This is a genomic window from Streptomyces sp. NBC_00637, from assembly GCF_045161545.1.
In the GTDB taxonomy this organism is placed as follows: domain Bacteria; phylum Actinomycetota; class Actinomycetes; order Streptomycetales; family Streptomycetaceae; genus Streptomyces.
Window position 1 is genome coordinate 5,970,362 of sequence record NZ_CP109046.1, and the last position, 23,652, is coordinate 5,994,013.

Consider the following 23,652-nt stretch of genomic DNA (forward strand, 5'->3'; position numbering starts at 1 on the left):
GAGCCGAAGCAGCCGCCTACCGTGGCAGTGAAGCGGATGGCTGTCGGTACCACGGACGATCGGCCCGATCAGGCGCGCCCCTGGAAGGCTCCCAAGGTCACCTGGCCGGAGCCCGGTACTGCCACCGTGCAGTTGAACTCGGCGACCGCCAAGTCAGGCGCCAGGAGGGCTGGTTCGCTCCCTCTTGCCTTGACAATCCCGCCGGCTGACCAACGGTCCGGTGCCCAGCCGCCCGGCAAGGCGACCGTCACGCTCGCCGACCAGAAGACCGCCCGCAAAGCAGGCGTCGAGGGCCTGTTGTTCTCCGTCGCTCGGGCTGACGGCAGCTCTGCCGCAGGCGCCACCTCAGTACAGGTCGACTACAACTCCTTCAAGGGCGCCTACGGCGGTGACTGGGCAACCCGCTTGCATCTGGTGCAGCTGCCGGCTTGCGCGCTGACCACACCGGACAAGCCCGCTTGCCGCATCGGTGAACCACTACCCACCACCAACGACACCAAGACGAGCACGCTCACCGCGACGGCCACCCTGTCCGCAGCCACCGCCACGTCGCCCTCTGGCGCCAAGGCGGCGGCAATGTCCGGAGCGACAGTGCTGGCAGCCACCGCTGCGGCCTCGGGTGCGAGCGGTGACTACAAGGCGACCTCTTTGCAGGCGTCGGGCGCCTGGAGCGCAGGAGGCTCGACCGGCGGATTCTCCTGGTCGTACCCGATCGACACGCCTGCGGTTCCGGGCGGGCTCAAACCCTCCGTGTCGCTCGGCTACAACTCGCAGGTTGTGGACGGCCGCACCTCGGCCTCCAATAATCAGCCCTCGTGGATCGGTGACGGCTGGGACTGGGAACCCGGGTACATCGAGCGCCGCTACAAGTCCTGCGAGGTCGACAAGGACAAGGACGGCGCCACCAACACCACCAAGGTCGGCGATCAGTGCTGGTACAGCGACAACGCCACTCTGTCGCTGGGTGGCAAGACGGTCGAACTCGTCCACGGTGCGGACGGCGGATGGCACCCGGTCTCCGACGCGAACGAGAAGGTCGAGAAGCTCACAGGTGCCGCCAACGGCGACGACGGAACGGAAGGCATCGACGGCAAGGGTGAGTACTGGAAGGTCACCACGGCCGACGGCATCCAGTACTTCTTCGGCCGCAACAAGCTTCCGGGCTGGAGCGACAACGGCACCGCCGCCGACGACCCGGTGACCAATTCGGCGTGGACAGCTCCGGTCTTCGGCAATCACTCGGGCGAGCCCTGCTACAACTCCTCGTTTGCCTCCGGCTGGTGCCAGCAGGCCTGGCGTTGGCAACTGGACTACGTCGTAGACCCACGCGGCAACGCGATGGCCTACTACTGGTCCAAGGAGTCCAACAACTACGGCCGGAACGTCTCCGAGACGACCGGCAAGGCCACCGTCACTCCCTATGTGCGTGGCGGTTGGCTCGAGCGCGTCGACTACGGCCTGCGTTTCGACACGGCTTACTCGGCCAAGGCCATGGGCCAGGTCCACTTCGGCGTGACCTCCCGCTGCCTCACGTCTTGCACCTTCGACGAGGTCAACGCCGCCAACTGGCCGGACGTCCCCTACGACCAGTACTGCAAGGACGGCTCCACCGAGTGCAAAGACCAGTACTCCCCGACGTTCTGGTCCCAGAAGCGCTTGGCGTCCATCACCACCAAGGTCCTCACGGGCGGCGCGTACAAGGACGTCGACAGCTGGACTCTCGCGCAGACCTTCCCTTCCTCGGGGGACGGCATCTCCACCCCGATGTGGCTTGCCTCCATCCAGCACACTGGCAAGGCTGGTTCCGCCGTCACCTTGCCTGCGGTCACCTTCGAAGGCGTACAGAAGCCCAATCGTGTCGACAAGCTCTACGACAGCCTGGCCCCGTTCATCCGGCTGCGTATGTCGCAGATCAAGACCGAGACCGGCGGAACCATCGGTGTCGACTACTACACGCCGGACTGCACTGCCACCACCCTTCCTCCGGCCGACGGCACCAATACCACCCGCTGCTACCCGGTCAAGTGGCCCTTCGAGGGGGAAGACGCCAAGCAGGACTGGTTCAACATTTACCCGGTCCAGCGGGTCATCGAAGGTGACAACCTCGTCGAGTCTCCCGACACTGTCACTCAGTACACGTATGTCGGCGGCGCCAAGTGGGCGAAGAGCACGGAGGAGTTCACCAAGCCCAAGGATCGCACTTACTCCGTCTCGCGCGGCTATGAGCGCGTGCAGACCCGCAAGGGCGCCGGCGCGGACGCTCGGACTCTGACCGAGACTCGCTACTTCCGAGGCATCGACGGTGCCGAAGTGAAGGACTCCGCAGGCGTCGCGGTCGTCGACCGGGAGCAGTTCGCCGGCGCGGTGCGAGAAAGCGCGACCTACAACGGGGACGGAGGCGCGCTCGTCTCCGCCACCTCCTACACCCCGTGGCGTTCGGCAGAGACCGCGACACGGGCACGCAGTGAAGCCGAACTGCCCGACCTGAAGGCGTATCACACGGGCACGGCGACGGAAGAGACCCGCACAACCGTCACTGGCGGTATCCGTACAACCAAGACCAGCCGCGGCTTCGACGCCTACGGCATGGTCACCCAGGTCTCCCAACATGGCGACACCGCCAAGACCGGGGACGGCACCACCGTCGGTGACGAAAGTTGCACGACCACCACCTACCTGCGCAATACATCGGCCTGGATCCTCAGCACGATCTCTCGCACAGAGACGGTAGCCGCGCTGTGCAACGCCACTGTCGAGCGCCCCGACGACATCATCGATGACTCCCGCGTCTCCTACGACGGCGCAGCGTTCGGTATCGCGCCCACCAAGGGTCTGATCACCAGAACCGAGCGGATCAACGGCAGCGGCACCGGATACGACACAACCAGTTCTATCCCCAACGCCTGCGGCGCGACCAAGAACCAACTCTGCTACGACCAGTACGGTCGCCCGCTGGCGACAGCGGACGCCTTCGGCAAGGTCACCGTCTCGTCGTACGTCCCTCCCGTGGGCGAGAACCCGACCACCGCAACGGTGACCAACACGCTCGGCCACACCATCACGACCAGACTTGACCCGCTGCGAGGCCAGGCGCTCGAGGTGACCGATGCCAACGGTCGGGTCACCTCAACGACCTACGACGGCCTTGGCCGAGCTGCCAAGGTCTGGCTTCCGACCCGCTCGGCCACCGAATTCCCCGACGCGCCTAACTACTCCTACACGTATCAGGTCCGCACTGACGGTCCCGTCGTCGTCACCACCAAGTTCCTCGACCACTTCTCCGAGTACCAGACCAGCTATGCCTTCTACGACGGTTTGCTGCGCGAGCGCCAGACTCAGGCCAAGTCCCCGGACCTGGCTGGGCGCCTGGTGACGGAGGCGTTCTACAACACCCGTGGCGAGGCATGGCGCTCTTCAGGCACGTTCTACAGCACCGGTGCCGCCGAGCCTGTGCTGGTGACCGGACAGGACACGCAGTACCCGTCGTCCACCGAGACCGTTTTCGACGGTGCGGGCCGGCCGACGGCGGTGATCGCCAAGAAGTTCGGCGACGAGACGAAGCGCATCACGACCACCTATACGGGCGACAGCACCACCGTCATCCCGCCCAAGGGCGGCACCGCGACCACGACAGTGGTGGACGCCCTGGGCCGCACGGTGCAGCTCAAGGAGTACACGAACGCCGAACGCACGACCTCACAGTCCATGGGCTACCACTACGACAAACTCGGCCGCCTCGACGAGGTCACCGACCCGTCGGGGGCCAAGTGGACCTACGGCTTCGACATTCGTGGTCGCCAGACCGTCGTCGTCGACCCGGACAAGGGAGAGTCCCACACCAAGTACGACGCAGGTGATCGCGTCACCGATACCACCGACGCCCGCAACATCACCCTGCACACCGACTACGACGATCTGGGCCGCCGCACCTCGGTCAAGAACGGCACCACTACCTTGTCGGCCTGGACCTACGACGATGTCGCCAAGGGCCAGCTCGCCACCACGACCCGCTATATCGACGGCAAGGCCTACGTCACCGAGATCACCGACTACAGCGCCTTCGACCAACCGGCCGGAACCAAGGTCACCGTCCCTGCCGGCTTGGGCGTGCCCGCCGGCAGCTACGAGTGGTGGAGCTACTACAACGACAACACAGGCCAGCTCATGGAGACCGAGCATCCAGCACTCGGTGGCCTGCCCGAGGAATCGGTCCACATCAACTACGACAGCGCCGGCCTGCTGCGGACTCTCAGCGCGCAGAGCGACCCGCTGATCTCGAACACGACCTACGACCACTACGGGCGTAACACCGTCCTCGAATACGGCAAGTTCGCCCAGCACCTGAAGACCACCAGCGTCTACGACGACCACACCGGCGCGCTGACCGACGCCTACACCGACCGTGACACCGCACCGCAGAGGATCGAGGACTCCCACTACACGTACGACCCGGCCGGTAACATCGCGCAGATCACCACCAACTACGGTCAGGACGCGGCTCGTACCACCGATACCCAGTGCTTCACCCTCGACGCGCTCACGCGCATCACCGAAGCCTGGACGAACACGGGTAGTACGTGCGCCGCTACTCCTTCCGGTGACGTGGTCGGTGGCCAGGACCCGTACTGGACCAGCTACTCGTACGACGCGGTGGGCAATCGCAAGACCGAGACCCAGCACCAGACCGCCGGGGGTCCCACCGCCGACACGGTCCGTACCTACGCCGCACCCGATACGGGCAAGCACAACCTGCCCGGCGTCACCCAGACCGGCACCGATCCGCGCACCGAGTCCTACACCTACACCGAGACCGGCGGCACCAAGACCCGTACCTACAAGCAGGGCGTTACGACCACGCTCAGCCAGGACCTGGTCTGGGACGAGGAAGACCACCTCAAGACCGTCACCAGCAACGGCCAGACCACCAGCTACACGTACGACACCGACGGCCAGCGCCTGACCCGCACCGACTCCACGGGCACGACGCTCTACCTCCCCGGTGGCAATGAGCTCAACGTCGACAAGGCCGGCAAGGCCACCGGCACCCGCTACTACGGCACAGGTAGTCAGACCGTGGCCATGCGTACCGGCGGCAAGCTGACTTTCCTGCTCACAGACCATCACGGCACGACCACCACGCAGGTCACCGCCGACGCCCCCCAGGCCATCACCCGCCGCAAGACAGGAATCTTCGGAACTGCTCGTGGCACACAGTCCTCCCCTTGGGCGGGGGACAAGGGCTTCGTCGGCGGCACGAAGGACACTGACACAGGCCTGACTCATCTAGGGGCACGCGAATACGACCCCGTGACCGGCCGTTTCATCAGTGTCGACCCTGTCTTGGTCCTGACGAACCCCCAGCAGGTCCACGGCTACAGCTACGCCAACAACAACCCCGTCACCGTCAGCGATCCATCGGGACTTTGCGCGGACTTCGATTGCCCCACTCGGCCGGGGGCGGGATACGAGAACACCACGCCAGGTAAAGCTCCTACGAAGAAGAAATCTGCCAACACGATCTATAAGGAGAATGACGAGTGCTACAACTGCGGCGGTAACTCCACCTCCGGAAACGGGGACAGCGGCGACCTCATGGGATGGGTGAAGAGCGCTACTCATGTCGTTGTTGATTACGGCTATGCCATCTTCTCGAAGCCGGAAGTCTGGTGGGGTGCTGCCGAGGTCGGCGGGAGCATGGCCCTCATGGGCCTAGGTGGCGATATGGTCATAGGCGGCGGTGCTGCCTGTCTTTTGACGCTCGTTGGCTGCACTGTCGGGGTACCTGCCGCAGCGGGCGGCACAGCCTTGGTCGGCATAGGTGCGGCTGGGACGGCTGATGGTATCGGCCACATCAATGAGGGGCTTGGTAAAGCGCTCAGTGAAACCAGCGGCGAATCCTCCGGGTCATCGACAGGGTCGAGGGTCTTCAACTCAGACGATCCGCTCGTGGGTGATCTCGCAAACTCTATTGAGGCGAAGTATCCTGGCCTCGTAGAGGATGTAAATGTTCACGTAAGTCGTGCGGACGGATCAACGTTGACCGATTTCGATATTGAGTTGAAGAATGCGGTTATTCAAGTTAAATCGGGCCCGGGGAAAGGGTCCGGAGCTCAGGTCACGCGAACTCAGGAGGGTACGGACAAGCCTGTGATTGTATACGGTCCGAAACTGCGTCCGAGCGTCATCAAAGAAGTGAACGGGCGAGGCGCAATCGGTGTCGATTCCATGCAAGATCTGTTGGGGCTGATTGCGCCATGAACGCACTTATCGTATGTGTTCCAAGATTCGTAACTATCGAAGATATCCATGCCAGATTGGCCGAATGTGGCATGGTTGTGGAGTTTCGAGATGGTCGGATAATCGTCTCTCATGGGGGGTCCGTGGTCTGGGTGGAAGGTGACGCGGGAGGTGAATTGGATCGGGAATATGAGCCGGATGAGCTTGCGATCATCAAAAAGCTAATCGGAGAATGGGCCGGCTTCGTTATCGACTATCGGACGCTTGGCGTCGCAGACCTAGTCGTGGCTGCGGTCTGCGGAAGATGGCCCTGTGTAGTGGACGATGACAACGGTTTCATCGGGTCGGGGAGCGATTATCTCGAGCGGCGGGATGGGTAGTGCGGTGCCCAGGGTGAAATAGGCCGGAGGTATAACTCTCCAATACGAACGAATCGGCCGTTCCGGCTCTCAATATCGTGAGCTTTTGGTCTCGTACGCCCTCGACCGCCGCCGATACGGCGAGTTTGTGGGGATCCCTGAGGGAGCGCAGGGTCCGGTAGGCTAATCTGCGCTCTGTATCAACGAAGGCTGAGGTTCTCGGGCTCCGAGCAGTCCGTCCTTCTGGTTGGAGCGCAGACGTCGAGGGGGGTGGGCGTGCGTCGTTGGGAAAAGGTGTTGCTGGCGGTTGACCGGGTCTTGGGGACGGGGGAGCCGCCTTCCCGGGTGGAGCTGGCTGCGGCTCGTCATCCCGTGCGTGTCGGGGTAACGAGCGGAACTGTGATGGCAGTGGTGATCGCTGCGGCCTTGTCCGGCTTCGATGATCCCGTGATCCTGTTTGAGGTGACCCTGATAGGTGCGGGGTTTGGGCTGATTGCCTGGGCGGCGTGCCGCAATACTCGATGGCTGCACGACTACTACACGAGGACGGGCAGATACGAGGAGGTGCGGCAGAATGCGTTACGGGCAAAGCCTCTCTCGCGGCGCGTGGTGATTCTGCGGATGTTCGGCGCGTGGGCGGTCACATCAGGGATGTTCTGGCTGATAGCTCCCCATAAGGACCTTCCAAGGGGTTGGCTGTGGTCTCCCGCTTTCGGTGCCGGACTCCTGGCGTTCGTCTGCGCTGCTGCCTGGCTGAAGCAGAAACGTTCTCGTCGACGGTACTCTTCGGGCGTGGCTATGAGTTTGTATGATCAAGTGGATCGAGTCGTCACGCGTGAGGACTTCGTCGCCTTCCTCGCTGCCGCTCTGGCTGACCTTCAGGATCGGCCTGAGGAGTGGGAGAACCGCACGCTCGAGAACTTTCTTGAGGCATGGGGGGCCTGGGTGGGCTCTATGCCCGGATGGTGCGCAAACCGCGGTGAGGCGGTCCCGGAGCAGCCTGACTGGCGTCTCCTGGCCGGCATGGTCATGGCGGCACGAATATACGAATGAGTCACGGCTGCATTCGCTCGGCCTCATTGCGGTCATGGGGTACTGCTGCCCCGCACGCTGGGGTGGTCGGTGCACTCGAACCACACCGTCTTTCCGCCCCCGGTGGTCGGTGACACTCCCCATCTGTCGACCAGTGAGCGTTTTCAGCGTTGCTTCTCCAGGGTGAGGACGGCCTTGGTGATGACGCTCATGCGGTTGGGGCTGATGCGGGATCTGCGGAAGATCTGCCAGGACTTCAGCCGTGCCATGCCTCGTTCGACAGGTGCCCGGGCCACGGACAGGGCCCGGTTCTCGGTCCGCTCGGTGAGGGTGAGTTCACCGCCTGGCGGGCGGCGCTTGGCGGTGGTGACCCAGTCGCCTGCACCGGTGTAGGCCATGTCGGCGAGGATCGGGACGCCCTGGCGCGCACAGATCCGGAGGATCTTGTGGGTGCGGGCGGCCGTCAGATCGTGGGTCCGGCCCGGCAGTGCCGGCGACAGCCACAGAATCTCACCGGCCGGGTCAGTGACGACCTGCACGTTCACCCCGTGCCGCTTGTGTTTCGAGGAGTAGTCGGCCCTGCCGTCGCCGACGCGGTCGCACTCGGCGAGCGTGCCGTCCAGGAGGACGAAGTCCGGGTCGTGCACGCGCAGCGTCTTCAGCAGGCCGGGGGCCTGCTCGGCGAGCAGACCAGTGACCGCGGTGACATAGGCGTGTGCGGTGCCGACGGATATCCCGAAGGCTCTGGCGATACGGGCGAGGGTGTCATGGCGGCGCAGGTACACGAGTGCGACCAGCGCACGGCGGTGCGGCGGGAGTTTGCACCGCCGGTCACCCTCACGGGTGACGATGAGCATCGTGACCCACTCGACCAAGGCGTGGGGCAGGTCGAGTGCGGCAGGATAGGGAACCAACAGGGCTCCTGTGCTGCTGAGTTGAGACGTCGAACACCTCCCTCAACGGCACGGGAGCCCTGTCCGTTGCGCACCCCGACCTCGCACCGCCCCCGTCACCCGATCAGTGGCCACACTGAAAACGCTCAGTGCTTCCAGGAGGAGCAGGCCTCGGCCGGCCTCCGACTCCGGGTGTGGCCTCGCCGCCGGGGCCGGGAGCAACCCGCCGTAGGCGTCTGTCACCTCGGCTCTCACGCCCTTCTGCCGCTTCAGCAGGAGTACCGTGCAGCGGCTGTCCGGGACGTGGCGGAACACGTTGGCGATCAGTTCCGTCAGGGCCAACTCCACCGTTTCCGTCAGGTGTTGCAGCTTCCAGTTCTCCAGGTGCATGCGGGCGATCCTGCGGATGTGATGAGCCGAGTGGGCTCCCACCGTCAGGGTCATGCGGTACTGCGTGGCGATGGGGGAGGCGTAGATCGAGGGGAAGTATCCGTTCACGGTACGAGCGTGAGGCGCGGTGGCTACTCTGGGCTACGCATTGAATACAACCCGTTGTGTCGTGGTGTTGTGGGAGGGCCTGCGTGACCCATATCAACGTCCTTGATCCCGGAGCTTCACCGCTCGACTACTACGGCTTCGAGCTTCGGCGCCTGCGGGAGGCGGCTGGGCTTACGCAGCGGCAGCTCGGGGACATCCTCAACTACACCGGCTCGCTGGTTGGGCAGGTGGAGACCGCCAGGAAGGTGCCCACCCCCGAGTTCAGCGAGCGGGTCGACGCGGCTCTCGGTACCGGTGGCGTCTTCTCGCGGCTGGTGGAGCTGGTGCTCCGTTCTCAACTTCCCTCCTGGTTCCAACAGGTGGGGGAGTTGGAGGCGCGTGCCGTCGAGATCTGTTCATTCCAGTCCCACATGGTCCTCGGCCTCCTTCAGACCGGCGCCTATGCCCGCGCGGTGCTCGGCGCGCTGGACCGGAGCAACCTCGACGACCGCACGGCGGTTCGTATGGCCCGCCAGCGCATCTTCGAGAAGAAGGACTCACCTGTCTTCTGGGCGGTCCTCAGCGAGGCCGCCCTTCATCAGGAGATTGGCGGCCGGGATGTCATGCGCGGCCAACTGGCGCACCTGTTGACCTTCGAGGACGACCCCCGAGTCAATATCCAGATCCTGCCGTTCACGGCCGGGGTGCACGTGGGACTTCAAGGCTCGTTCGACGTCTACCGCTTCGTCGGCGACCCGACCATTGTCTACACCGAGGGGTACGGCAGCGGGCATCCCACCGCCAACCCGGACACGGTCAAGGACTGCTCGCTCCGTTACGATCATCTTCGGGCCGCTGCCCTCTCCCTCAGGGACTCGGCGGAGCTGATCCGGCGCGTAATGGAGGAACGTTATGGAGATCAACTGGCGTAAGTCCAGCTACAGCGGCGACCAGGGTGGTCAATGCGTCGAGATCGCCGAGACCCTCGCCACCGTCGCCGTCCGCGACTCCAAGACCCCGGCGGGCCCGATCCTCACCATCGAGCCCGCCGCCTTCTCGACGTTCGTCGCCTGGACCGGTGGTGGCGTTACAGGCGCTGAATGATCGTGCCCGTCGCCAGTGCGCCGCCCGCGCACATGGTGATCAGGGCGAACTCCTTGTCCGTGCGCTCCAGTTCGTGCAGGGCCGTCGTGATGAGGCGGGCGCCCGTCGCGCCGACGGGGTGGCCCAGGGCGATCGCGCCGCCGTTGACGTTGACTTTCGACAGGTCCTGGTCGAAGACCTTCGCCCAGCTCAACACCACCGACGCGAAAGCCTCGTTGATCTCGACGAGGTCGATGTCCTTCAGGGACATGCCGGCCTTGCCGAGGACGGCATGGGTCGCGTCGATGGGGCCGTCCAGGTGGAAGTGCGGGTTCGCGCCGACCAGGGCCTGGGCGACGATCCTCGCCCTCGGCTTCAGTTTCAGGGCCTTGGCCATCCGTTTCGACGCCCACATGATGGCCGCCGCGCCGTCCGAGATCTGCGACGAGTTGCCGGCCGTGTGGATCGCCGTCGGCATGACCGGCTTGAGGCGGGACAAGGCTTCCGGTGAGGTGTCCCGTAGGCCTTCGTCGCGGTCGACCAGGCGCCACATGCCCTGGCCCGCCGCCTGTTCGTCCTCCGTCGTCGGGACCTGGACGGCGAAGGTCTCGCGTTTGAAGCGTTCCTCGGACCAGGCCGCCGCCGCCCGTTCCTGGGAGAGGAGGCCGAGTCCGTCGACCTCCTGCCGCGTCAGGCCGCGGTGGCGGGCGATGCGTTCCGCCGCCTCGAACTGGTTCGGGAGGTCCACGTTCCACTCGTCCGGGAACGGTTTGCCGGGGCCGTGCTTCGAGCCCGAGCCGAGGGGGACGCGGGACATCGCCTCGACCCCGCAGCTGATGCCCACGTCGATGGCGCCGGCCGCGATCATGTTCGCCGTCATGTGCGAGGCCTGCTGCGAGGAGCCGCACTGGCAGTCGACCGTCGTCGCGGCCGTCTCGTACGGGAGGCCCACGGTCAGCCAGGCGGTGCGGGCGGGGTTCATGGACTGTTCGCCGGCGTGGGTCACCGTGCCGCCGACGATTTGCTCGACCGCGTCGGCGGGGATGCCGGTGCGGCCGAGTAGTTCGCGGTAGGTCTCGCCCAGTAGGTAGGCGGGGTGCAGGTTGGCGAGCGCGCCGCCGCGCTTGCCGATGGGGGTGCGGACTGCTTCCACGATCACGGGTTCGGCGGCCATGGGTGCGGATCCCTTCGGAACTAGTACGTGTTCTAGTTCTTCGCTGTGTGCAGTCTGCTTACGTGATGTGCGTCACCGCAAGGGTCTTGCAGCCTCGAGGGTCCTGAACTACCTTCACCGCATCTATTTCTGATGAACCGTCAGATCGCATCGTCAGATGGCTGGAGCCGCCGATGCCCTGTCCAGCGCTTCCCGAGGGGTTCGACTTCACCGATCCCGACCTGCTGCAACACCAAGTGCCGCTAACGGAGTTCGCCGAGTTGCGCGTCGCCGAACCGGTCCGCTGGATCCCTCAGACGGGCAATGTCGCCGGCTTCCAGGACGACGGGTACTGGGCGGTGACCCGCCATGCGGATGTGAAATACGTTTCCACCCACCCCGAGATCTTCTCCTCCCACCTCAACACCGCGATCATCCGGTTCAACGAGCACATCGAACGGGATTCGATCGACGCCCAGCGGCTCATCCTGCTGAACATGGATCCGCCCGAGCACACGCGCGTACGGCAGATCGTCCAGCGCGGATTCACGCCACGGGCCATCCGGGCGCTGGAGGAACGGCTGCGCGACCGGGCCACGGCGATCGTCGAACGGGCCGGCGCGCAGGACGGCTCCTTCGACTTCGTGACGTCCATCGCCTCGGAGCTGCCCCTCCAGGCCATCGCCGAGCTGATCGGCGTGCCCCAGGACGACCGGTCGAAGATCTTCGACTGGTCCAACAAGATGATCGGGTACGACGATCCCGAGTTCGCCATCACGGCGGAGGTGGGGCAGCAGTCCGCCGCCGAGATCCTCGCGTACGCCATGAACATGGCCGCCGAGCGGAAGCAGTGCCCCGCTCACGACATCGTCTCGACGCTCGTGGCCGCCGAGAACGAGGGCAATCTCAACTCCGACGAGTTCGGGTTCTTCGTGCTGATGCTGGCCGTGGCCGGGAACGAGACGACCCGGAACGCCACGACCCACGGCATGCACGCCCTCCTCACCCATCCCGAGCAGTGGGAGCTGTACAAGCGCGAGCGGCCCGGCACCGCCGCCGAGGAGATCGTGCGCTGGGCCACGCCCGTCATCGCCTTCCAGCGGACCGCCACCCAGGACACCGAACTCGGCGGGAAGCAGATCAGGAAGGGGGACCGGGTCGGGCTCTTCTACTCCTCCGCCAACCGTGATCCCGAGGTGTTCGAGCGGCCCGACGAGTTCGACGTCACCCGGGATCCGAATCCGCACCTCGGCTTCGGCGGCGGCGGGCCCCACTTCTGTCTCGGCAAGTCGCTCGCCGTGCTCGAGATCAACCTCATCTTCAACGCCATCGCCGATGCCCTGCCCGACCTGCGGCTCGTGAGCGATCCCCGGCGGCTGCGGTCCGCCTGGATCAACGGGGTCAAGGAGCTCCGGGTCAGCGCCGGGTGACGTGCGGCCGGGAGCCTTCTCGCTCCCGGCCTGCTCCCGGCCTACTCCCGGCCGGACGCCGTCAGCGCCAGTACCGCCACGACCACCGCCCCGACCAGCAGCGGGACGGCGATTCCGTGGCGGAGTACCAGCCACGCGCCGAGCGTCGCGCCGACGACCATGGCGATCACCGATGCCGTACGCCGCGGGGAGTGGGTGCCTGCGCCGCCGCCCGCCCGGGAGTCGGAGGCCAGGCCGGTGAGGGTCATCGTCAGGACGGTGGTCGTGAGGTCGGCCACGCCGAGTTTGCGTACGGTCGCGTTGCGCAGACCCATCGCGAACGCGGTCAGGGCGATGACCGAGTAGACGGTGACGGGGGCGTGGTCCGGGGCGGCGAAGGCCACGGCGGCCGAGATCCCCACCAGTACCGCCTCCGCCGCCAGCGTCATCCTGGTCCAGCTGCGGCGGGAGCCGGCTTCCGGACGGCGGGACGTCCGTCCGCCGACGACCGCGCCCACCAGGAAGCAGACGAGCGAGGTCGTCGTGTGGGGGACCGAGAAGCCCGGGGCGCCGGCGGCGGCGAATCCGAGCACGACGACGTTGCCGGTCATGTTGGCGGTGAAGACGTGTCCCAGGCCGAGATAGGTGACCGCGTCGATCAGGCCGCTGATGGCGGTCAGCAGGAGGAGGACGGGGACCAGGCGGACGCCGCGTGCCTCCGGGTCCCGGGACGGCTCCGCGGGCTCCGAGGGTTTCGCGGGCTCCGGGGGCTCGGTCGGGTGATCGGTGCCGGTCATCCGCTCAGTGGAGCACGGCAAGGTGAGAAACGCCGAAGGCGGCGGCCCCGGGGATCGGGGGCCGCCGCCTTCGACGGTACGGGGGCGCTTGTTCAGCGCGGTGGGGTGGCTCAGTACCAGCCGTTGGCCTGCCAGAAGTTCCAGGCGGCGACCGGGCTGCCGTAGCGGGAGTTCATGTAGTCCAGACCCCACTTGATCTGGGTCTTGGCGTTGCTCTTCCAGTCGGAACCGGCCGAGGCCATCTTGGAGCCGGGCAGGGCCTGGACGAGGCCGTAGGCGCCGGAGGAGGAGTTGGTGGCGCTGACGTTCCAGCCGCTCTCGTGCTTCACGATGTTGGAGAAGGCCTTGTACTGCGCCGCGTTCGGGATCATCTTGTGCGCGATCGCCTGGGCCTGGGCGGCGGAGGACGTGGTCGCGGCGTGGGCGGGGGCGGCGGACAGCGCCATCCCCGCGGTGGCGGCGGCCACGGCGATGCCGGTGAGGGCCTTCTTGGGGGAAGCGATGCGACGGATGACGGAGACGGACACGGAGAACCTTTTTCCTCGGGGACGTTTGTGGTCGCTTGCATGCCGGAGTCACGCGGTACGTGGCCGCACCGTGTGGTTGCGGTGGGTGGCTGCATGCCGTGGTGCCGGAACCCGTGGGCTCGTCGGCACCCTGCGACGTCATCCAGAGAAACAGGATCGAGCGCCGTCCGCAAAGACCCCTTTTGCTAGTTGTGGTCGTATTCGGGAGGTTGGCGCTTCGTGTGAGCTGGCTCTCAATGACCAGGTCAGAGGCCCTTATGGCGTGGGCATGGCGTCCGGTTTGTCCGACTAGGTCAGGTAGTAGGTGATGTGAGTCATGTGGGGTGGTTCACCGGTCAACGGCCCTCTGGGGCCTTCCGCGAGGCCTCGAATGTGACCGCGGTCTCGAACGCCGCGCGGCGGGTGGCTCTGCGTAGCGCCCTGAGCACCGCCGGGCCGAGCGTGAGGGTCAGCAGGACCGTGACCACCGCCCTGCCCAGGTCCCAGCCCAGCGAGGTCGCCACGCAGTACGCGGCGAAGCGGGCCAGGTTCGCGGGCACCGTCCCGTCCGGATCGAAGGAGACGCCGGATGCCAGCGCGCCCATGAAGGGCCACCCGGCCATGTTCATCGCCGTGCCGTAGGCGAACGCGGCCAGGAAGCCGTAGGCCGCGAGCAGCGCCGACTCGGCACGGCCACGGAGCCGGTCCGCCCCGGGCAGCAGGCCCGCGCCCATCGTGAACCAGCCCATCGCCAGCATCTGGAACGGCATCCACGGGCCCACCCCGCCCGTCAGCAGCGCGGACGCGAACATCGTGACCGAGCCGAGCACGAACCCGAAGCCCGGGCCGAGGACCCGGCCGCTCAACACCATCAGGAAGAACATCGGCTCGATACCCGCCGTCCCCGCGCCGATCGGACGCAGGGCCGCGCCCGTCGCCGCCAGCACGCCCAGCATCGCCACCGCCTTCGCGCCGAGCCCCGACTCCGAGATCGTCGCCGTCACGACCGCGACCAGCAGCACCAGCAGGCCCGCGAACAACCAGGGCGCGTCCTGGGCGTGCGCGTTCAGCGCGGAGGTGGGCGGAGCGAGGAAAGGCCAGCCGAACGCGGCCACGCCCACGGCGCTGACCAGCGCCAACGCGGCGAGCGAACGGGGGCCGAGGGGGACGGGACGCCGCCTGGACATCGTCATCGCGGGTCCTCGCGCAGTTCTTCTCGCAGTTCTTCCGGCAGTTCTCCCCGTCGTTCTCTCTGTAGTTCTCCTCGCAGTTCGTCCTGCGGTTCTTCCCGCAGTGCCTCGCGCACCTGCGTGACCGTGAGCCACTTCTGCGGGGCCAGGATCTTCGTCACCTGGGGGGCGAAGGAGGGGGAGGAGACCACCACCTCCGCCGTCGGGCCGTCGGCGATCACCTCGCCCTCCGCGAGCAGCACCACCCGGTCGGCGAGCTCCGCGGCCAGCTCCACATCGTGGGTGGCCAGCACTATCGCGTGCCCGGCGGCGGCGAGCCCGCGCAGGACGGCGGACAGGCGGGCCTTCGCCGCGTAGTCCAGGCCCCGGGTCGGCTCGTCCAGGAGGAGGAGGGGCGGCCGGGCGGTGAGGACGACCGCCAGCGCGAGGGTGAGGCGCTGCCCCTCGGAGAGGTCGCGGGGGTGGGTGCCGTCCGTGATGCCGGGGAGAAGGTCGGAGACCAGGGCCCGGCAGCTGCCGGGGGCGGCCCCCGCGTCCCCGTCGGCGGCCGCGCACTCGGCGGCGACCGTGTCGGCGTACAGCAGGTCGCGCGGCTCCTGCGGGACCAGACCGGCGCGGCGGACCAGGTCCCGGGGCGCGGTGCGGTGCGGCACCAGGCCGCCCACGTGGACCGTTCCCGCCGACGGCTCGACGAGGCCTACGAGGGTGCCGAGCAGCGTCGACTTCCCGGCGCCGTTGCGGCCCATGAGCGCGACGGTCTCGCCGGGCGTGACGGTGAGGTCCACCTCGCGCAGCGCCTGGACGCGGGCCCGACGCACCGAGAGCGAGCGGACCTCGGCGGGGGCCGCCGCGACGGACGGCGCGGGGGGAGGGCGGCGGAAGAGGCGGCGGCGGACGGGTGGGATCGCCGGGGGCGCGACGGGGAGCCCGGCCGGGGACCCGGAGGGGAGTCCGGAGGGGGGTCCGGCCGAGGGCGCGACGGGGAGCCCGGCCGAGGACCCGGAAGGGAGTCCGGAGGGGAGTGCTGCGGGGGCGGCCGGCTCCCGGGGGGCCGCTCGCCCTTCCAGGCGTTCCCGCAGGTCACCGGCGCGGCGGCGGGCGTCCCGCACGGTCAGTGGCAGCGGGGACCAGCCCGCCAGCCGGCCCAGGCTCACCACCGGCGGGAACACCGGGGACACCGCCATCATGTCCGCCGGGGTGCCGAGCAGCGGGGCCGCGCCCCGGGCGGGCAGCAGCGCGACCCGGTCGGCGTACTGCAGGACGCGTTCCAGGCGGTGCTCCGCCAGCAGCACCGTCGTACCGAGGTCGTGAACGAGTCGGAGGAGGACGGCGAGGACCTCCTCGGCGGCCGCCGGGTCGAGCGCGGAGGTCGGCTCGTCCAGGACGAGGACGCGCGGATGCGGGGTGAGGACCGAGCCGATCGCGACCCGCTGCTGCTGGCCGCCGGAGAGGGTGGCGATGGGGCGGTCGCGCAGGGCGGCGAGACCGAGCAGGTCGAGGGTCTCCTCCACCCGGCGGCGCATCACCTCCGGGGGCAGGCCCAACGACTCCATGCCGTAGGCGAGTTCCTCCTCGACCGTGTCCGTCACGAAGTGCGAGAGCGGGTCCTGCCCTACCGTTCCCACGACGTCGGCGAGTTCGCGCGGCTTGTGGGTGCGGGTGTCGCGGTCGGCGACCGTGACGCGGCCGCGCAGGGTGCCGCCGGTGAAGTGCGGGACCAGACCGGACACCGTGCCGAGGAGCGTCGACTTGCCGACGCCCGACGGACCCGCCAGGAGCACGAGTTCACCCTCGGGGACGGTGAAGTCGACGTCCTGGACGGTGGGTTCGGCGGCCCCGTCGTACGTCACGGAGACGTTCTCGAAGCGGATCACGACGGCTCCTTGGAGAGGAACGCGGGCAGCAGGCCGAGGAGTACGGCCGCCGCCGGCCAGAGCGGGAGGACGGGGGCGGTCAGCGGGACCACCCCCGGGTGCAGGGCGACCGGGTCGGCGGACGCGGCGACGGTGAGCAGGGCCGCGACGGCGACCCCGGAGGCGGCGGTGAGACACGCTCGTGGGGTCCAGCGGTCCGGACGGTAGCGGGTGCGCGGGGAGCGGCGCCCGCCCAGCCGCAGTCCGGCGAGGGCCGCGACGGCTCCGGCGCCCAGCACCGGGAAGCCGTACGTGCCGCCCGCCGCGGTGAGCAGGCCGTACGTTCCCGCGCAGACGCCGAGCAGACCGCCGAGCGTGAGGGCCGCAGTCGTCCGGCGGACGGGGGCGGGGACGTCGGCGGTACGGCCGTAGCCGCGGGCGTCCATCGCGGCGGCGAGGGCGACCGACCGTTCCAGGGCGCCTTCCAGGACCGGCAGGCCCACCTGGAGCAGGCCGCGCAGACCCGAGTCGGGGCGGCCCCGCAACCGGCGGGCGGCTCGCAGCCGGTGGACGTCCGCGATCAGATTCGGGGCGAAGGTGAGGGCCACGACCACCGCCACCCCCGTCTCGTACAGGGCGCCGGGCAGCGTCTTGAGGAGGCGGGACGGGCTGGCCAGCGCGTTGGCGGCCCCCACGCAGACGAGCAGCGCCGCCAGTTTCAGGCCGTCGTAGAACGCGAAGAGCAGGCCCTCGGCCGTGACCGCGCCGCCGAGCCGGATGCCCTGCGCCCAGTGGGGGAGCGGGACTTCGGGGAGGGTCACGAGTACATGCGTGCCCGGGATCGGTGAGCCCAGGGCGACGACGAAGACGAGACGGATGACGAGGACGGCGAGGGCGAGCTTGAGGAACGCGGAGTAGGAACGGGACCAGGGCGTCTCCGGGCGGCACGTGGTGACGACGTAGGCGGAGACGCCCAACAGCAGACCGAGGAGGAGCGGATTGGTGGTGCGGGTGGCGGCGGTGCCGAGGCCGAGGGCCCACAGCCACCAGGCTGCGGGGTGCAGCGGGGCACGTGGGGTGCGCTGCGCCGGCCGGCCGTGCTGGGTGTGCTGCGCGAACGTGGTGCGGGGGCTGCCGTCGGCCGGCTCTGTGGGTGGGCGGCCGTCGGTCCTGCCTGCGCGGGGGTGGCTCTCGGCCTGTTCTGTGTGTCGGCGGCCGTCGGCCCTCCCCGCGTGGGGAGGGCTCTCGGCCGGCCCAGTGTGTCGGCGGCCGGCGGTCTTCCCTGCGCGGGGACGGCCCTCAGCCATCCCTGCGGGACCCTCGCCGCCGGGCCTGCCGGACCGCCGCCGCGCCCAGTACGGCCACCGCCGCCGCGCCCGCGTACAGGCCGACGGACGGCCCGCCGTCGTCTTCCGGTTCGTCCTTCGCCGGTTCCCGCTCCGGCTGCGCGGCGGACGCGGAGCCGTCCGTTCCCGGCGCCTGCCCGGACACCTGCTCGCCGCAGCCCGTCCGCGGATACCCCGCGATCGCGCACAGCAGGGCGTTCGTGTCGTAGCGCAGGGGCTTGGCGACCGACGCGAGGGCCTCGGCCGTCGTCGCGTCGGGGGAGACCCGGGCACATGCCGTGCGCGGCGACGGCGGGGTCTCGCCGCCCGGCGCGTCGGCGGCCGTACCGAAGTCGATGACGAGAGCCACCCGCTTCGCGCCGTCCCGCGCGGGCGTCTTCGCGCAGATCGCCGCGAACGAGGCCGCACCGCGCGGCTGCGACGCGTCCTGGGAGTCCGCGCTCACCGCGAACCGGAATCCCTGGACGTCGCCGTCGGAGGGCCGGGCGGTGGACGGGCCCTGGGTGGCGTACGTCCAACCGTCGCCGGAGCGGTCCCAGAAGGACCAGTAGCGGTAGCCGGCGGCCTGCGCCGACTGGACCGCGCCGGTCAGGGACAACACCAGCGCGGCGAGGACGAGGGCGGCGCACCGGCGCGTCACGGCTGCTGCTTCCTGCCCCGGCCGCTGATCAGGAATCCGATGCCGATACCGGCGACGAGGAAGACGCCGACGGTCCACCAGACGCCGTAACCGGAATCCGAGTCGTCCTTCTCGTCGGCCTCGGTGTCGGCCCCGGTGGCCTTCGTGGACTGCGGGGCCGGGCCCGTCGCGTCGAGCTGCGCGACGAGGTCGGCGCCGCCGAAGTGGCGGGGGTCGGCGCCCATGGCGTGGGCCGCGAAGATCAGCTGGGCGTAGGCGGCGGGACCGCTCTGCTTCGCCCAGGCCGCGGAGTTCCACTCGAGCCAGGCGAGGGGCTTCTCGGCCTGCGCGGTCGCACCCTGCGCGGCGAGGGCGACGACGGTGTCGGCGGTGTTGCCGTAGTCGGGCTGGTCCTCTGCGCCGGGGAGGGCGGACTTCAGGAAGCCGTCGGCGAGGACCGCTCCGGCGAGGTAGGCCGCGCCGTTGCGGGCGAGTCCGCTCGGGGTGTCCGCGGTGGCGGAGTCGCACGCGGGGGCAGCCGACGTCTTCCCGGCCGTCGTCACGAACCCCTTGCCGAGGACGCCGAGCACTCCTGCCGCCGTCGCGTCCGCGTTGGCCGCGAGGGCGCCCTTCTTGTCCGGCTGGTACGCGAACGCGCCGCCCTCGACGTCGTCGTCGCACGGGATGGAAAGCTTGAGGAGGGCGTCGTACGGCGACTTCCCGGCCTTCTTCACCTCGGTCGGCTGCTGTCCGGCCGCCGCCATCGCGCCCGCCACGACGGAGGTCGAGTTCGCGTCGCTCGCGCCGCCGGGAGCGTAGCCCCAGCCGCCGTCGGCGTTCTGGACGGACTTCAGCCAGGTGACGGCCTTCTCGGTCGCGGCCTGGTGGCCACCCAGCGTGGCCAGCGCCTGGACGGCCGCCGCCGTGCTGTTGGTGTCGACCAACAGCTTGGCGTCGCACGCCTTGGCGGTGTCCGCGCGGAACGCGGCGAAGGCGCCGTTCGCGCACTGCTGCCCGGTCAGCCAGGTCACGGCCCGGTCGGCGGGGGTGACGCCGGTCGTCCGCTGCGCGAGCAGGGCCAGCGACTGGCGCCAGACGCCGTCGTAGGTCGGGTCGGCGGTGCCGTACAGCCCGTCGGGTATCGCCACCGACGGGGTGGGGGAAGGGGTGGCGGCGACGGCGGGGACGGCGGCACCCAGCACGACGGTGGCGGCTGCCAGAGCAGTGGCGCTGCGGCGGATGTTCATGATCGGCGGGTGCCTCTCCCGGTCGGTGAGGTCACGCGGCCGGGCAGCACGGGACATCCCGGCGGCTCGGCTCCGTAGACCTCGACGGTGCCGTGCGACGGCGGGGCTGCCGACGCACGTGAGCCGGTCACGGTCCCGTACCGGGCGATCCGGCTTGCCACGGCGCCCGGTGGGACGGCTCGGCGGCTCACGGTTGCGGGTCAGCGCCGGAATTGCACCGGCTTCCCCCCGTACGGGCGTGATGACGACGCGGCCACTCTACCGGCAGGTAGCCGGGCGCCTGAGGGGCGCCTGTGAAAGCGCCCCGCCCGGGGCGGGAACCCCCGATATGTTCTGGCCATGACCCATACGGGGAGGGCGCCGGAGAGACTGCCGGACGAGCTGCCGGGAGGACCGCCGCGTGGGCTGCCGGGAGGGCCGCCGCGTGGGCTGCCAGGTGAGCCGCCGGGCGGGCTGCCGGGCAGACTGATCGGCTCGGGCCGAACGGCCGACGTGTACGAGATCGACGACGCGTGGGTGCTGCGCCGCGACCGGGAGGGCCGGGAGGACCCGGCCGTCCTCGCGGCGGTGATGACACACGTGCGCCGGCACGGCTATCCCGCGCCCGCCGTACGGCCATCGCCCTCCGGCGCACGGGCCGACCTCGTCATGGAGCGGCTGGACGGCCCGACGATGCTCCACGCGTTCGGCGCGGGCACCCTGGGCGCCGAGGAGGCGGGGACCGTCCTCGCCCGGCTGCTGCGCGAGCTGCACCGCCTGCCGGGACGGATCTCGGCCGACGCCCGCATCCTGCACCTGGACCTCCACCCGGACAACGTGATCCTCACGCCCGACGGCCCCCGGGTCATCGACTGGGCCAACGCGGAGGAGGGCGACCCCGGGCTCGACTGGGGCATGTCCGCGGTGATCCTCGCCCAGGTCGCCGCCTCCGCCCAGCCGATCGCCGACCCGGCCCGGGCCATGCTGACCGCGCTGCTCGCCGACCCTTCCGGCCTCACCGAGGAGGGCCTCGCGCAGGCCCTGCGGAGGCGGGCGGCCAACCCGACGATGAGCCATGAGGAGACCGAACTCCTCGTACCGGCAGCCGAGTTGATCAGGTCGACGGCGGGTCGCTGACTAGGACGCCCGCCAGACCGTCATGTCCGCGGTGACGAAGGCGATGTCCGGCAGCGCCGTCGACTTCACCTGGATGACGAGCAGCGCGATGTCCCCGGAGGGGTGCTTCACGCAGATCTCGCTGCCTGCCGCCGCCGCGGCGAGGGGGAGGCGACGACTCTTGGCGCCGGTCAGGACGATGCGGCACGAGTCGATCGAGCCGCCGGGGTCGCCGTAGATCATGCTGAACACGCTGGTCTCGCTCTCCAGCGCGCAGCCGGTCGTCTCGCAGGAGAAGCGGATGTCCCCCTTGGCGTCCTCGCGCCGGACCGGCTCCTTGATGTCCACCGAGGTCTTCGCGTCCAGCCACTGGAGGGGATACGCCGTGGCCTGCGGCGTCTTGGGCACCGTCGAGGCGGCGCTCGACTCCTCCGATGTCCGGTCACCGGCGACGGAGTCGGACCCGCCCGTCGACGAGGACGCGGCCGAGGACGCCGACGACCGTGCGGACTCGGAGGGGCCGGGCGTCGAGGACGTCCCGGCGGTGTCCCGGTGGCCGAGCCGGTCCGCCGCCTCGACGACCGTCCACACCAGACCGGTCAGCACCAGCGCGCCCGCGGTCACGGCGGCGGCCGCGACCGACGCGGCACGCCGACGGCGTACCGGCCGCGCGTCCGGCCTCGTGAGCTGCGACCGCACCGGCGCGATCAACGGCATCGCGGGCTGGGACATCGGGTGCGAGGGCGCCGCGGGCGAGGGCGAGGGGTACGAGGCTGCCGGGTCCGAGCTCGTGGGGTCGGAGTCTGCCGGGTGCCGGGGTGTCTTGTGCGAGGGCCGCGGGATCAAGGGCAGCGTGTGCACCGGGGTGGGATCGGGTACCGGGGACGGCACCGCCACCTCCGGCCCGGTGACCTCCCGCCAGACGGCCGGCCCGGCGCCGTCGTCCGCGTCTCCGTCCAGACGACGCCGGCACCACTCGACGACCTCCGCCGGGGTGACCCGCTCCTCCGGGTCGGCGGCGAGGCACCGGGCGATCAGCGGACGGAGTGGTTCGGGCAGCCGGGACAGGTCGGGTTCCGAGTGCACGATCCGGTACAGCACGCCGACCGAGGGACCGTCCCCGTACAACGGCTCGCCCAGGACCGCGAACGCCGCCGTCTGCCCGAGCGCGAACACGTCGGTCGCCGCGGTGACCTCACCCGCGGTCGCCTGCTCGGGAGCCATGAACTGCGGGGTGCCGACGGCGAGGCCGGTGGCGGTGTTCGAGGTGGTGTCGGACGCCAGCGAGATGCCGAAGTCGATCACGCGCGGTCCGTCGGCGGCCAGCAGCACGTTCGACGGCTTCAGGTCCCGGTGCACGATGCCCTCACCGTGGATGGCCTGGAGTGCCTCCGCCACCCCCGCCATCAGCCACAGCACCGCGGGCACCGGCAGCGGTCCGCGCCGGGCGACCGCCTCCGCCAGTGAGGGCCCGGGCACGTACAGCGTGGCCAGCCAGGGGGGTACGCCGTCGGCGTCGGCGTCGATCAGCTCGGCGGTGTACGCGCCGCGGACCCGTCGGGCGGCTTTGATCTCCCTGCGGAACCGCCGTCGGAAGGCCGGGTCGTCGGCGAGCTCCGGGCGTACCACCTTGATCGCGAGCGGCCGGCCGCCCTGCGTGTGCGACAGGTAGACCCGTCCCATCCCGCCCGCACCGAGCCGGGCGGCGAGACGGTAACCGGCCACCAGGGGCGGATCGTCCGCCTGTAGCGGCTGGAACACCTCGGTCGCATGATTCATCGGCCCTGGTCCCCCCTCGTCCCCATGATCCCCGTGATCCCCGACCCCATGATCCGACGACCTGATCGACTCGGCAGCCTACGCGGGGTGTCGGTCCGCCGAAGGGCGGGAACAGCTTCCGGCTCTCCAGCAGCCACACCCCGTCGACCTGGCGGAACGCGTCCTGATAATGCCCGACTTGGACGGACGGCCCGGCGGGGACGGCGCCGCCCTCGTAGCCGTCGACCCGGTATGCCGAGAAGTACGAGGTGGCCAGGGCCGTGTCCGGCGTGGCCACGGTGACCAGGATGTTGACATGAGCCGACGGGAGAGCCGGTCGGCGGGACGTGAACCGAAGTACTCCCGCAGCGCCGCCCGCCCCTCGATCAGCCGCCCGCCCTCCGGCCATTCCCAGGTGCCGTGCTCGATGAACAGCTCGGCCACCGAGGCGGGTTCGAGGAGATCCAGCCGGTGGACGAAGTCGACGACGAGACGCTCACAGGCGCGTTCGGCGAGCAGCCGCTGCAAGGGGTCCATGAGGGTGTTGCCATCAAGGGCCCCCGCCCGCCGCGAGCGAATCAACCCGCCAAGTGCCGCC

17 protein-coding genes, 1 pseudogene and 1 riboswitch are annotated in these 23,652 nt (G+C 69.2%); of the genes and pseudogenes, 6 read left to right on the forward strand and 12 right to left on the reverse strand.

The window, feature by feature from the left end:
* The first annotated feature begins 21 nt into the window (after nt 1-21).
* Nucleotides 22-6,258 (forward strand): RHS repeat domain-containing protein, encoded by a 6,237-nt coding sequence (locus OG440_RS26185; protein WP_406009226.1) that lies wholly within the window; start codon nt 22-24, stop codon nt 6,256-6,258.
* Between the two features lie 614 nt (nt 6,259-6,872).
* Nucleotides 6,873-7,649, forward strand: coding sequence for a hypothetical protein (locus OG440_RS26190; RefSeq protein ID WP_406009227.1), 777 nt, complete (start codon nt 6,873-6,875; stop codon nt 7,647-7,649).
* A gap of 143 nt (nt 7,650-7,792) precedes the next feature.
* On the opposite strand, the gene OG440_RS26195 is transcribed toward OG440_RS26190, so the two are convergent.
* Nucleotides 7,793-8,542, reverse strand: coding sequence for a transposase family protein (locus OG440_RS26195; protein WP_331739441.1), 750 nt, complete (start codon nt 8,540-8,542; stop codon nt 7,793-7,795).
* Between the two features lie 42 nt (nt 8,543-8,584).
* Nucleotides 8,585-9,019 carry an ATP-binding protein gene (locus tag OG440_RS26200; protein WP_406009228.1) on the reverse strand — a complete coding sequence of 145 codons (435 nt, stop codon included), beginning with the start codon at nt 9,017-9,019 and terminating at the stop codon, nt 8,585-8,587.
* An 83-nt stretch (nt 9,020-9,102) separates the two neighbouring features.
* Between OG440_RS26200 and OG440_RS26205 the strand changes: the two genes are divergently transcribed.
* Both OG440_RS26205 and OG440_RS26210 read left to right on the forward strand, forming a co-directional pair.
* Nucleotides 9,103-9,930 (forward strand): helix-turn-helix domain-containing protein, encoded by an 828-nt coding sequence (locus OG440_RS26205; protein ID WP_406009229.1) that lies wholly within the window; start codon nt 9,103-9,105, stop codon nt 9,928-9,930.
* Nucleotides 9,911-10,102, forward strand: a complete 192-nt coding sequence (locus OG440_RS26210; RefSeq protein ID WP_406009230.1) for a DUF397 domain-containing protein — start codon at nt 9,911-9,913, stop codon at nt 10,100-10,102. The genes OG440_RS26205 and OG440_RS26210 overlap by 20 nt, the downstream gene beginning before the upstream one ends.
* On the opposite strand, the gene OG440_RS26215 is transcribed toward OG440_RS26210, so the two are convergent.
* Nucleotides 10,086-11,255 carry a steroid 3-ketoacyl-CoA thiolase gene (locus tag OG440_RS26215; protein ID WP_406009231.1) on the reverse strand — a complete coding sequence of 390 codons (1,170 nt, stop codon included), beginning with the start codon at nt 11,253-11,255 and terminating at the stop codon, nt 10,086-10,088. The genes OG440_RS26210 and OG440_RS26215 overlap by 17 nt on opposite strands.
* 173 nt (nt 11,256-11,428) lie before the next feature.
* Between OG440_RS26215 and OG440_RS26220 the strand changes: the two genes are divergently transcribed.
* The gene (locus tag OG440_RS26220) at nt 11,429-12,664 is read left to right on the forward strand and encodes a cytochrome P450 (protein ID WP_406009232.1); all 1,236 of its coding nucleotides are present in this window, start codon (nt 11,429-11,431) and stop codon (nt 12,662-12,664) included.
* A 41-nt stretch (nt 12,665-12,705) separates the two neighbouring features.
* Here the strand turns inward: OG440_RS26220 and OG440_RS26225 are convergent, their stop codons facing one another.
* From OG440_RS26225 to OG440_RS26255, 7 genes are all read right to left on the reverse strand, one after another.
* Nucleotides 12,706-13,440, reverse strand: a complete 735-nt coding sequence (locus tag OG440_RS26225) for a YoaK family protein (protein ID WP_406009233.1) — start codon at nt 13,438-13,440, stop codon at nt 12,706-12,708.
* A gap of 110 nt (nt 13,441-13,550) precedes the next feature.
* Entirely contained in the window at nt 13,551-13,967 is a 417-nt protein-coding gene (locus tag OG440_RS26230; protein ID WP_406009234.1) for a transglycosylase SLT domain-containing protein, read from the reverse strand.
* A 335-nt stretch (nt 13,968-14,302) separates the two neighbouring features.
* The gene (locus tag OG440_RS26235; protein WP_406009235.1) at nt 14,303-15,139 is read right to left on the reverse strand and encodes an ECF transporter S component; all 837 of its coding nucleotides are present in this window, start codon (nt 15,137-15,139) and stop codon (nt 14,303-14,305) included.
* Nucleotides 15,136-17,010 (reverse strand): ABC transporter ATP-binding protein, encoded by a 1,875-nt coding sequence (locus OG440_RS26240; protein ID WP_406009236.1) that lies wholly within the window; start codon nt 17,008-17,010, stop codon nt 15,136-15,138. Before OG440_RS26240 ends, OG440_RS26235 begins: the two co-directional genes overlap by 4 nt.
* A complete protein-coding gene (locus tag OG440_RS26245; RefSeq protein WP_406009237.1) occupies nt 17,007-18,296 on the reverse strand; it encodes an energy-coupling factor transporter transmembrane component T in 1,290 nt (429 codons plus the stop codon). The genes OG440_RS26240 and OG440_RS26245 overlap by 4 nt, the downstream gene beginning before the upstream one ends.
* The gene (locus OG440_RS26250; protein ID WP_406009238.1) at nt 18,289-18,975 is read right to left on the reverse strand and encodes an SCO2322 family protein; all 687 of its coding nucleotides are present in this window, start codon (nt 18,973-18,975) and stop codon (nt 18,289-18,291) included. Before OG440_RS26250 ends, OG440_RS26245 begins: the two co-directional genes overlap by 8 nt.
* Nucleotides 18,972-20,201: a prenyltransferase/squalene oxidase repeat-containing protein gene (locus OG440_RS26255; RefSeq protein ID WP_406011462.1), complete on the reverse strand. Its 1,230-nt coding sequence runs from the start codon at nt 20,199-20,201 to the stop codon at nt 18,972-18,974. Before OG440_RS26255 ends, OG440_RS26250 begins: the two co-directional genes overlap by 4 nt.
* Before the next feature lie 142 nt (nt 20,202-20,343).
* Nucleotides 20,344-20,429, reverse strand: a riboswitch (cobalamin riboswitch).
* A gap of 111 nt (nt 20,430-20,540) precedes the next feature.
* Between OG440_RS26255 and OG440_RS26260 the strand changes: the two genes are divergently transcribed.
* Nucleotides 20,541-21,317: a phosphotransferase gene (locus tag OG440_RS26260; protein WP_406009239.1), complete on the forward strand. Its 777-nt coding sequence runs from the start codon at nt 20,541-20,543 to the stop codon at nt 21,315-21,317.
* On the opposite strand, the gene OG440_RS26265 is transcribed toward OG440_RS26260, so the two are convergent.
* Together OG440_RS26265 and OG440_RS26270 are read right to left on the reverse strand one after the other, a co-directional pair.
* Nucleotides 21,318-23,075, reverse strand: a complete 1,758-nt coding sequence (locus OG440_RS26265; RefSeq protein WP_406009240.1) for a serine/threonine-protein kinase — start codon at nt 23,073-23,075, stop codon at nt 21,318-21,320.
* Nucleotides 23,076-23,154: 79 nt separating this feature from the next.
* Nucleotides 23,155-23,591: pseudogene (locus OG440_RS26270) on the reverse strand (nuclear transport factor 2 family protein); the annotation flags it as partial.
* Between the last annotated feature and the right edge of the window lie 61 nt (nt 23,592-23,652).

Bases quoted from the DNA above. Each gene is read 5' to 3' on its own strand.
- OG440_RS26210 (WP_406009230.1), top strand. From the start codon at position 9,911: ATGGAGATCAACTGGCGTAAGTCCAGCTACAGCGGCGACCAGGGTGGT.
- OG440_RS26215 (WP_406009231.1), bottom strand. From the start codon at position 11,255: ATGGCCGCCGAACCCGTGATCGTGGAAGCAGTCCGCACCCCCATCGGC.
- OG440_RS26220 (WP_406009232.1), top strand. From the start codon at position 11,429: ATGCCCTGTCCAGCGCTTCCCGAGGGGTTCGACTTCACCGATCCCGAC.
- OG440_RS26225 (WP_406009233.1), bottom strand. From the start codon at position 13,440: ATGACCGGCACCGATCACCCGACCGAGCCCCCGGAGCCCGCGAAACCC.
- OG440_RS26235 (WP_406009235.1), bottom strand. From the start codon at position 15,139: ATGACGATGTCCAGGCGGCGTCCCGTCCCCCTCGGCCCCCGTTCGCTC.
- OG440_RS26245 (WP_406009237.1), bottom strand. From the start codon at position 18,296: ATGGCTGAGGGCCGTCCCCGCGCAGGGAAGACCGCCGGCCGCCGACAC.
- OG440_RS26255 (WP_406011462.1), bottom strand. From the start codon at position 20,201: ATGAACATCCGCCGCAGCGCCACTGCTCTGGCAGCCGCCACCGTCGTG.
- OG440_RS26260 (WP_406009239.1), top strand. From the start codon at position 20,541: ATGACCCATACGGGGAGGGCGCCGGAGAGACTGCCGGACGAGCTGCCG.
- OG440_RS26265 (WP_406009240.1), bottom strand. From the start codon at position 23,075: ATGAATCATGCGACCGAGGTGTTCCAGCCGCTACAGGCGGACGATCCG.